This is a genomic window from Kurthia populi (genome assembly GCF_042686175.1).
GTDB classification, from domain to species: Bacteria; Bacillota; Bacilli; order Bacillales_A; family Planococcaceae; genus Kurthia; species Kurthia populi.
In genome coordinates, this window is the sequence record NZ_JBHUOR010000025.1 from 40,951 (window position 1) to 51,319 (window position 10,369).

At 36.6% G+C, this 10,369-nt stretch carries 13 protein-coding genes; 12 read left to right on the forward strand and 1 reads right to left on the reverse strand.

Annotated features, from left to right (window positions below):
• Positions 1–113: 113 nt before the first annotated feature.
• Positions 114–1,583: a GGDEF domain-containing protein gene (locus ACFSY7_RS05045; RefSeq protein WP_380147086.1), complete on the forward strand. Its 1,470-nt coding sequence runs from the start codon at positions 114–116 to the stop codon at positions 1,581–1,583.
• 64 nt (positions 1,584–1,647) lie between these two features.
• Entirely contained in the window at positions 1,648–1,941 is a 294-nt protein-coding gene (locus tag ACFSY7_RS05050; protein WP_126989505.1) for a hypothetical protein, read from the forward strand.
• Positions 1,942–1,992: 51 nt separating this feature from the next.
• Here ACFSY7_RS05050 and ACFSY7_RS05055 read toward each other — a convergent pair whose 3' ends face one another.
• Positions 1,993–2,244 carry a hypothetical protein gene (locus ACFSY7_RS05055; protein WP_380147087.1) on the reverse strand — a complete coding sequence of 84 codons (252 nt, stop codon included), beginning with the start codon at positions 2,242–2,244 and terminating at the stop codon, positions 1,993–1,995.
• Positions 2,245–2,392: 148 nt separating this feature from the next.
• On the opposite strand from ACFSY7_RS05055, the gene ACFSY7_RS05060 reads away from it, so the two are divergent.
• The 10 genes from ACFSY7_RS05060 (at position 2,393) to ACFSY7_RS05105 (ending at position 10,160) form a co-directional block, all read left to right on the forward strand.
• Positions 2,393–3,226: a hypothetical protein gene (locus ACFSY7_RS05060; protein ID WP_380147088.1), complete on the forward strand. Its 834-nt coding sequence runs from the start codon at positions 2,393–2,395 to the stop codon at positions 3,224–3,226.
• Between the two features lie 234 nt (positions 3,227–3,460).
• On the forward strand, positions 3,461–4,246 hold the full coding sequence (locus ACFSY7_RS05065) for an amino acid ABC transporter substrate-binding protein (RefSeq protein ID WP_380147089.1): 786 nt from the start codon (positions 3,461–3,463) through the stop codon (positions 4,244–4,246).
• Between the two features lie 91 nt (positions 4,247–4,337).
• On the forward strand, positions 4,338–4,994 hold the full coding sequence (locus ACFSY7_RS05070) for an amino acid ABC transporter permease (protein ID WP_126989509.1): 657 nt from the start codon (positions 4,338–4,340) through the stop codon (positions 4,992–4,994).
• 12 nt (positions 4,995–5,006) lie between these two features.
• A complete protein-coding gene (locus ACFSY7_RS05075) occupies positions 5,007–5,747 on the forward strand; it encodes an amino acid ABC transporter ATP-binding protein (protein WP_380147092.1) in 741 nt (246 codons plus the stop codon).
• A 200-nt stretch (positions 5,748–5,947) separates the two neighbouring features.
• Positions 5,948–6,922, forward strand: a complete 975-nt coding sequence (locus ACFSY7_RS05080) for a DUF1835 domain-containing protein (protein WP_380147093.1) — start codon at positions 5,948–5,950, stop codon at positions 6,920–6,922.
• Entirely contained in the window at positions 6,900–7,412 is a 513-nt protein-coding gene (locus tag ACFSY7_RS05085) for an HPP family protein (protein ID WP_139992726.1), read from the forward strand. The genes ACFSY7_RS05080 and ACFSY7_RS05085 overlap by 23 nt, the downstream gene beginning before the upstream one ends.
• Before the next feature lie 99 nt (positions 7,413–7,511).
• Positions 7,512–8,171 (forward strand): hypothetical protein, encoded by a 660-nt coding sequence (locus ACFSY7_RS05090; RefSeq protein ID WP_380147094.1) that lies wholly within the window; start codon positions 7,512–7,514, stop codon positions 8,169–8,171.
• 215 nt (positions 8,172–8,386) lie between these two features.
• Positions 8,387–9,175, forward strand: coding sequence for a protein kinase domain-containing protein (locus ACFSY7_RS05095; protein ID WP_380147095.1), 789 nt, complete (start codon positions 8,387–8,389; stop codon positions 9,173–9,175).
• A 106-nt stretch (positions 9,176–9,281) separates the two neighbouring features.
• Positions 9,282–9,902, forward strand: a complete 621-nt coding sequence (locus ACFSY7_RS05100; RefSeq protein WP_126989514.1) for an RraA family protein — start codon at positions 9,282–9,284, stop codon at positions 9,900–9,902.
• A gap of 24 nt (positions 9,903–9,926) precedes the next feature.
• Positions 9,927–10,160 carry a hypothetical protein gene (locus ACFSY7_RS05105; RefSeq protein ID WP_126989515.1) on the forward strand — a complete coding sequence of 78 codons (234 nt, stop codon included), beginning with the start codon at positions 9,927–9,929 and terminating at the stop codon, positions 10,158–10,160.
• Positions 10,161–10,369 lie beyond the last annotated feature (209 nt).

Sequence of the window (10,369 nt, forward strand, 5' to 3'; positions counted from 1 at the left end):
GTGCTTCCTTTTTTTGTCTAACGATATTTTATTTTCAAAAAAATAATATTATAACAATTAATGATATAAAATAGAGTGTAAAGTAATTGATTTTTGGAAGTTGGTGTCGTAGAATGAAAAACTTATATATGAATGTGTTTGCAAGTTTAATTATTTTTGCGGCCATTTTAATTGCAGTATTTAGTTGGTTAAATTATATGATGTTACGAGAAATGCAAGGAAATCAACAGCAAGAGCTTTGGAATTTAGTTGAGAACAATGTCATGACAGGTATGCAAACGGTTGATAAAGCCTATTTATATTTTGATGAATCATATACAGAGAAGATGGAGAAAGAATTAAAATCACTGCGCAATTACTATAAAAAGAATCCCGAAGTTGAAACGTGGGACATTGCAGCGATTAAAGAACGTACAGAAATGGAGTTTTACATAATTGATACAACCAATACAATTATTAAAACAACCTATCAACCGGCACAAGGTTTAGATTTTAATGAGTGTTGTGAAAAATTTGCCAAGTTATTAAATGAGCGACGTGCACAAGAGACATTTGTATCGGATGGCTTGGATAATTCAGCAGCGACGAAAGATTTATGGAAATATGGTTATATTGCTACGGCAGATCATCAATATATATTAGAATTAGGCGTGCCATTAAGTGATACACAACTATTTAAATCCTTTAACTTTTTTGATTCATCTGCATCGTTAAAAGAAAAATATAATGATTTAAAAGATATTCGTATTATTAGTAGTGAAGGATTTTTTTTGGAGTCATCCGATGATAAAGAATCTATTCATGATATGCCAAAAACATGGCAATCAACATACAACAAAGCTGTAGAAAGTGGTAAAGCACAACGCTATGAGAGTGAACTTAAAAATGGTAAAAAAATGATTTATCGTTTTAAACCATATACAGCAGAAAATCGACGTGGAAATTCAACAGATCGAGTGATATACACTGCTTATACGAATGATACGGAAATGGCCATGTTAAAAGAAAGTCGTAGACAGCTAGAAGTAATGCTTGCTGTAGCTTTTGTCACATCAATTATGGCGTTATTAATTATCTTTAAAATTTTCACACGCCCACTACGATTAGCAACATATGATGTTTTAACAAATGTTTATAATCGTGCATTTTATTTACAACAAATGCATAAAATGATGCAACACAAACAAAAATATCCAATTGGTTTATTATTAATGGATTTAGATAACTTTAAACAAGTAAATGATCAGTTTGGACATCCAGTAGGAGATGAAGTATTAAAGCAATTTGCACAGATTTTGCATCAAAATATAGAAAAAGGACACTATGTAGTTCGTTTTGGTGGAGATGAATTCGGTATTATTTTAGAGAAGGCTACAGAGCAAAAAATGATACAACTTTCGCAAAAAATTATGAATAGCGTCCATGATAAAACAGGTGAATGCTGGAACTTATTGACGACGTCGATTGGTGGAGCAATTCAACAATGTGAGGATGAAACGGAAAATAGTTTATTTGCAAGGGCAGATGATGCGCTGTATAAAACAAAGAAAAAAGGAAAAGATGGCTATACTTACGCAGCGTAGCATTTACAAATGCCAGTATACTATGGCATCATAAAACAGATAATGAAATAAAGGAAGAGATAGAGTGACAAACAAATTTACAGTAAATAATATGTTAACAGAACGTGAAACCGGTCGCGTGACAAAAATTTATGCGATGACACCTGACCGTCAGCCATTTGATTTATTAGACGTAAGCATTTTAAAACATTATGGTGCAATTACAATGGAAGGCTTACACGAAAAAATGGCCGTTTATGCGATTGAAGGCGACTTAAAGCAACAAGGTCATAGTGTAACGCTAACGCTTGCTACACGTGAGGACGCAGAAAAATTCATCACGCATATTGCCCCACTTTACAATGACGTTTTACAATAAACATCTATAAAAAGAGCCCCTTCCTTATTACGAGGAGGGGACTCTTTTTAATTAGTAGAAAACTGCTTCTAAAAAATCGAGTTCAATACAGTCTTCAGGCGCTAGTGATAAGTTTTCTAGCTCTCCATAGCTTACTGACAAATGTTGAACTGAAGCGTCATGCTCACGTGCTAATTGTGCAGCCGCTTCTTCATTAGTGAAGGCATAGGCAGCTTCTTGGTTCATTGTGAACATGCTGCCATGAGAATAAAAAAGGCCGTCTTTTTCGACGACATAATAATGAATACAATCGCTCGCTTTCATACGCTTAAGTCCTTTCCGTTCTAAATTAAGACACAAAGAGTAATTTAACATAGTTTAGCTAAAAAAGAAAGAGACATTTCCACTGTGAATCCTAAATGACGCGCTATTTATCACGATAAAAATAGAAACAGCATATGAGGTGACGGCAATGGAATTTTTTAAAAAGCGACGAGAACATCAAAGTATTCAGCGCACGTATGATAAACGAGGTTTTAATAAAGCAGGGTTGCATTTAAACGGCACAAGCTACGATTATGATGGCTATGATCATGCGGGCTATAATGCAGCTGGCTTTAAGCAAGACGGCTATAACAATGCAGGTTTCGATGTAGCTGGCTTTAAACGAGATGGTTTTGATCGTCAAGGTTACAATCGCCAAGGCTATGATGCGCGTGGCTTTAATCAAAAAGGCTTTGATCGACGCGGCTTTACAAGAGAAGGGAAACGCTATAATGCACGTGGTTTTGACGTGCAGGGCTATAATGCGCGTGGCTTTAATCAAAAAGGTCGGCATCGTAATGGGACGATGTTTAATGATGACGGCTATAATGCGGTTGGGTATGATGCGCTTGGTTTTAATAGACAAGGCTATAATGCATCGGGCTATGACCATAATGGTTATAATCAGGAAGGCTTCGATAAATACGGAAAAAAGCGCTTTGAACAACAAGTAGCCGAGCTAAATCAACGGCAGCAGCCATTGACAAAATTAGAACAACAATTAATTTCAGTAGCACAACAACCGCTACAAAAGCGAACTTTTTCACGGAGACGGGATTATACGAATCACAAGGCATACAATCCAAAAGGCAAAGCAGCAGGCCCATATGATGTGTTTGGGTTTAATGAGTACGGCATGCACAAAAATGGGACTCCGTTAGATGAGCAAGGGTATTCAAGAGAAGGTTTAGATAAATACAGCTTTGATCAACAAGGTAATAAAGATGGCATCAATGAAAAAGGCGAAAAAAGAGATGTTTAATCAAATAAGGCAACGTGTAACGAAGTACGCGTTGCTTTTTCTTCTATTATAATCCAAAAAATTCGCCATTTGGAAATTATAATGGATATATTAAAAACAGAAAATTCCGATTTTTTGAAAACCGTTGACACTTTTTCAGGCTCGTGATAATATTTCATTACATTAGTGATTTAGCAGACGAAAGTAAAATGGTAAAGAGCTAGAGAATAGGATATGAAATAGGAGGCATTTTGCATGAAACGTATTTTTTCATTGCTGTTCATGTTAGTAGGGATTGTTTCGGTTCTTGCAGCATGTGGCTCATCTGATGAGAAATCAGGAGCAGAAGGCAAAGACAAATTAGTAATTGGGATTGACGACAAATTCGCACCAATGGGTTTCCGCGATGATAAAAACAACATTGTCGGTTTTGATATTGACTTAGCGACAGAAGCAGCAAAACATATGGATATGGCTGTTGAGTTTCAACCAATTGACTGGTCAACAAAAGAATCAGAGCTTGCAAGTGGACGTATTGATTTAATTTGGAACGGCTATACAATTACAGACGAGCGTAAAGAAAAAGTATTATTCTCAAAACCATACTTAGAAAACGCACAAGTACTTGTTACATTAAAAGATTCTAGTTTAGCGAAATTAACAGATTTAACAAATAAAAAAATCGGTGTGCAAGCACAATCTTCTGCACTTGACGCATTCAATGATAATGCGATTAGCAAAAAAGTAAAAAACGTTTCAGAGTTTAAAGATAATGTATTAGCATTAAATGATTTAAAAGCGAAACGTATAGATGCGGTTGTTATTGACCAAGTAGTAATTGATTACTATATGACGCAACAACCAGATACATTCAAAATCATGAATGAATCCTTAGCACCTGAGCAATATGGTGTTGGGATTAAAAAAGGGAATGAAGCCCTTCAAACAAAATTACAAGAAGCTTTAGATAAAATGAACGAAGATGGTACAGCTGAAGAGATCTCAGACAAATGGTTTGGTGAAAACAAAGTTCTAAAATAGCGTATCTTTCTGAAGGGGATGTCCAACAACGGGCATCTCCTTCCCTCGTTTCAAAACCCTATTCTCGCTCACTATAAAGGAGGAACTATCGATGGCAGATTATTGGTCATCCGTCATTATGCCGATGCTTGAAGGCGCGCAAATGACATTGCTATTATTTTTTATCGCAATTATTGTATCTGTGCCAATTGGCTTTTTATTAACGCTTGCGATTAACAGTAAAGTGAAGCCACTTTCTTGGCTTGCAACAATTTACGTAACAATTATGCGTGGGACACCACTCTTACTACAATTATTAATTATTTGTTTTGGTCTACCGATGATTCCAGGAATCGGTGAATATTTAACGATTGACCGTTTTGCAGCGGCTTGCTTAGGTTTCATTTTAAATTATGCAGCCTATTTTGCTGAAATTTTCCGTGGCGGTTTATTGTCAATTGATAAAGGTCAATACGAGGCAGCGAAGGTACTTGGTTTATCAAAATCTCAAACAACGCGTAAAATTATTTTGCCACAAATGTTCCGCGTAGCACTACCATCGGTTGCCAATGAATCGATTACATTAATTAAAGATACTGCATTATTATATGCGGTTGCTGTACCAGAGCTTTTACACTTTGCTGAAACAGCCGTCAACCGAGATTTCTCGATTGTACCGTACTTTATTGCAGGTGCGATTTACTTAATCATGACGATTATTTTGACAGTTTTCTTCAAATGGTTAGAACGTCGCTTTCAATACGAATAGGAGGACATTGACATGTCATTAATTGAAGTTCAAAATTTAAAAAAATCATTTGGCGATAATGAAGTATTGAAAAATATTACATTTAACGTCGAAAAAAACGATGTTATTGCAATTATCGGTCCTTCAGGTTCTGGTAAAAGTACGATGCTTCGTAGCTTAATTCATTTAGAAGAAATTAACGGCGGTACAATTAAAATTGCCGATGAAGCCTTTGTCGAGGATGGCGTGTATAAACGTCCAGAAATTATTAAACAGGCGACATCTAAAATGGGCATGGTGTTCCAGCAATTTAATTTATTCCCGCATTTAACGGTCAAAGATAATTTAGAGCTGGCTCCAAAAATGGCTGGTAAAAAGACTACAATCTCAGCAATGACAACTGATTTACTACAAAAAGTCGGGCTATTAAATAAAGAAAAAGCGTATCCAAAAAGCTTATCTGGTGGTCAACAGCAGCGTGTAGCCATTGCGCGTGCGCTAATGATGAATCCCGAAATTTTATTATTTGATGAACCAACTTCTGCACTTGATCCAGAATTAACAGGCGAAGTATTAAAAGTTATGAAAGATTTAGCAGAAGAGCATATGACGATGATTGTGGTGACACACGAGATGGGCTTTGCACGGGGTGTGGCCAATAAAGTTGTCTTTATGGATGACGGCGAAATCGTTGAAGCGGGTACACCAGACGAATTATTTGGCAATCCACAGCATGAACGGACAAAAGCATTTTTAGCGAAAAATTTAAAATAAATGAGTGGTATATGATGAGAAAGAACGTCCAGATTCATGACGAATCGGCGTTCTTTTTTTGTGTTTTTGCCTATGAAAAAGCATCTGCCGTTAAAATTTTTTCTTCTTTCCATGAAAAAGGTGTTGTACAATAAAAACAGTTATCATTGAAATTGGCGATATTTGGATGATGCATAATGCATGAAGGAGGCTCTTTTAGTATGGAAAAATCGGATTTAATGAAACAAAAAATTGATGAGCTTTCAGAGAATCAAGCAAAAAATTTATTGCTGGATTTATATATGGAATTAGATGAAAACGATGAAATATGGTTTAATGAGCATTTAAAACACCAATTAGAATGGGATACGTCTACGGTACATATTATCTTTGGACGTACAGCTTGTCTTAGTCTTAAGCAAGCATTAGATGAACGGGTTATTGCTTTTCCAGATGTCTTATCAATGGGGCCTATTAAGGCGCTTGATACGTGGAAAGGGATGGAAGCGCGTTACGCGTGGTTTAAAGAAAACTTACATGATACATATAATGAATTTAAAAAAATGAAGCGTAAAATGATGCAGTCTTTCCGTGATTTAAAACGTTTAACAGCGGAGCAAGATGTCGTGATTTGGACATGTGCAAACTCTGCGGAGCGTTTAGGCGCACGAATTATTATGGCGGCATTGCCACAAGTGCATACGATTCAATTAGTGGATACATACCAAGGATACCGAGATATTGAACAACATGACACACCAGGTTTTCCACGGACGACAGGCGAGGTAGCACCTGAGTTATTATCAAAAATGGCGCAGCTACCGCCAACGCATTTAACGGCACAACAAGTTACAGAGCTTAAAGAAGAAGGTAAGCTGTGGTTAATGAGCGAAGCGAAGCTCCATTTATTTGAGGCAGGGGAACTAAAAGCGTTTGATGAAACGATTTTAGATGATTTTATTTTAGAGCATGTCGCAGATTTACAACAAGGCAGCTATGTAAAAGCAGCTGAATTACTAGGTGACGTGTATAGCACAATGCGCGATTATACCGGTGATACTTTTTTAGAATATCGTGTGCGTTCACTAATTGATCAGCAGAAGCTGAGCTACAAGGGGGACCTCAGTGATATGATGTTGTATGAAATTAAATTAGCTGAACCGAGTGATGAAAATGTGGATGAACTACTTCAGTAAAATGAAAGGGAATGGACAAAATCCATTTACCGTTTATATGAAAGATATTATTGTAACATTTATTGGCACGTTTATAACAATCGCTGGGTTAATCTATTTAACGCAACATTTGCATTCCCAGTGGATCATGGCATCATTTGGTGGTAGCTGTGCGCTGGCCTTTGGGTTATGGCAAGCACCGGTATCCCAGCCACGAAGTATTATTGTAGGGCATGTTTTATCGACAACGATTGGACTTAGTATGTATCATTTGGCCGGGAATCATGCTGTTGTTGTCGGGCTTACAATTGCTTTAGCGGTAGCAGCAATGATGCTAACACGTACGATGCATCCACCGGCAGCAGCCAATCCATTAGTAATTATGCTGGAAGGCAGTCACAATTGGGGCTTTTTATTGTTCCCTGTATTAACGGGCGCAGTGTTTGTTGTTATTATGGCACTACTGATTAATAATTTGCGACAAACGCGTAAATACCCAACGTATTGGTAACAATTTGTCACCGGATATCCATTGCTCTTCATATAGGATATTGCTACTATTAAGGAGATACTGGGCATTTGCCTATTAGACAGAGGAGTATAAAAGAGTATGAATATTGTTGTTCTCGTCGTTTTCTACTTAGTGTCTGTATCACTAGGGATGCTAGCTATTTATTTAGGTGTGCCAACGAAATATGCAGTCGGATTTTTCGCTGTATTAGCGTTTGCACTTGTAGCTGGTTATTCATATGTGATTACATCAAGTAAGAATACGAAACTTATTTTACGCTTAATGCGTATGCAAAAAACAGATCCATTATTCCAATACCCTATTACGTTATTGGAAGGTACTAAAGAGCAAGAATTAGATGAAATTGAACGCATCTTACATAAGCACCGTAAAAATGTAGATACGTTATCTGATTTCCAATTCCGCAAAGCGATTTTGGAAGAGGATTTAACAACAGCAAAAGCAGTTGTTGGTTCAATGAAAAAGAGTCCATTAAAACGATTTAACCAAGCGCAGTGTGAAGTATATATGGGTAAATTCGGGATGGCGCGTGAAATTCCACAAGTTCAATTATGGATGGACCATGCAATTGAAGCATTAATTGCTTATGAGCAAGGTCATAAAGATAAATATATTGAAGAAATGGATAAATCAATTGAAAGTGCGAAAGGTACTTACCGCGTACAACAATATGCGATTAAAAAGAAAACATTACGTGAATGGCCAGAAAAGAAACCATCTCGTAAACGTTTCCACTAATATGTAACGCAAAAGACGCCTATTATGTCTAAGTATAATAGGCGTCTTTTGGAATTCTACATAAAAAGGCAAAGAAGTTATATTGAAAAAGGATTAAAAGTCAGATAGAATTAAAATACAGATTGAGTAAAATTGTAAATAAAATAGAAAAAAAGATTGTTTTCATAGAAAAATAAATTTAGCCATCGAATTCGGTATATATGAGGGGTCAGAAAATGAAGAAGACACTGGAAAACTTCCAAGAATTGTCGACGAATCAAAAATTTTTAGAGTATATCGCAACAGATACGCCCTTTACGTATTGTGGAATATTGCGAAAAAACTCCACCAGTATTTTATATTTAGTAGAAAATCGCCGAACACATGAAAAAATTGTTTTAAAAAGAATGCGCAAGCGCACGTTAAATCGTACAAAATATAAAAAACGCTTCGAGCAGGAGCAACAAGTATTGCAAGCGCTTGATTTAGCGTATGTACCTACTTGGTTAGGCAATGGGATGGTCGGAAAAGTTCCTTTTTTTATGATGACGTATATGGAAGGAGAAAATATTCTTGAACATGGACCATATGCTGCTTTAGATGCGTTACGAATTATTAAAAAAGTTAGTAGCCTACTTCAAAAAATTCATAAACAAGGCTATGTGCATCGGCATTTAAAACCTGAAAATATTATTTTTAAGCATCAACAATTGGCTATCGTTGGCTTTGATCAAGCTGCGGAATTAACAACGCCTAATGAACTGACGAGCGAAGAACTTTATAAACAAACGACGATTTATAGTGATATTGACCAACTAGCACGTTTATTTTTAGCATTAACCGATGAAACAGGTCAATTAAAATGGAAAAAAGCGGAGATTGCGCTTGAGCAAAGACGTTATACAAAGTCGATTAATCGGTTATTGTCACGTGCGATGGGCATACGCAAACTGTTTTCATCTTTAGAAGAATTTGATGATGCGTTAGAATACTGTTTGAATGAATTATGTACACCGTCGATGTAAGCTTCGATAAGAAAGCAGCAAAATAGTTCTAGCTGCTTTCTTACTTTTATTTGACAAAATATTCAATTAATTCTACTGTTAAACCATATAGATGGGAGGAATTTACATGTCAAACGAAGTATTTCAGACATTACCAACAACTGCGGTAAGTGATGCGTTAAAGGGGAAGAATCATTTGCCATCAACTATTAAAGTGCTTGATGCACGCCATCATATTGCCGGAAAGGCAGTGACGGTAAAGTTGCCGATTTATGAAAATGGTGCAGTGATGGAAGCAATGTTACGTGCAGAACCTGGTGATATTTTAGTTGTTGATATCGAAAATAATACGTCGCGTGCAGTTGCTGGAGACTTCGTTATTGGAATGATGAAGAAGTTGGGTATCGGCGGCCTTGTCGTTAATGGTGCTATTCGTGATGTTGAAGCAGTGCTGGCATTAGATTTCCCAGTATTCGTGACAGGCATCACACCAGCCGCAGGTGTTAAAAATGGCGGAGGCAAAGTGAATATTCCAGTAACAATCGGCAAAACAACGGTACAGCCAGGCGATATTATTGTGGGGGATGTTAATGGTGTAGTCGTTGTACCACAAGAGGCTGCACTAGAAGTAGCTGCGCGTGCAAAAGAAAAAATCGTCCAAGATGAAGAGCGAGAACGCACAGTAACAGCTTCTCGTGAGTCAATTATCGCACATTTAACAAAGGTGACAGATAGTTTAAAAGCATAGTATAATGAGTCACGAGGTGTTTTAATGAATCGTTTTGGAATGTATTCCATACTATGTGGTGTAATCGCGGTCCTGGCATTGTTCATCCTAAGTGGTGTACATATGCCGATTTTACTGTTTGCTATTGTATTCCTTGCTTTAACAATTGTAGGTCTTGTATTTGCAGTAAAAGCAAAGAATGCGATTTACTTATTAACGGGTGGTCTATTAAATGGTCTGTTATTAATTTATACTGTCATTTTAACGTTTGCATCTTAAATAATCTTAAAAGAGGCTGGGACAAAACCCTAGCTAAAGAAAGGACTTCGGCAAATGAAGATGCCGAAGTCCTTTTTATCTGTAATTTTTTTGTTTTTGTATAGGACGAATTGTAATATTAAGTGCACCACTCAAAATAAATAAAAAAAGACCCATTCAATATGAGCCTGTATAATTAAAGTTCCTACACCAAAATCAACAGGGGGCCA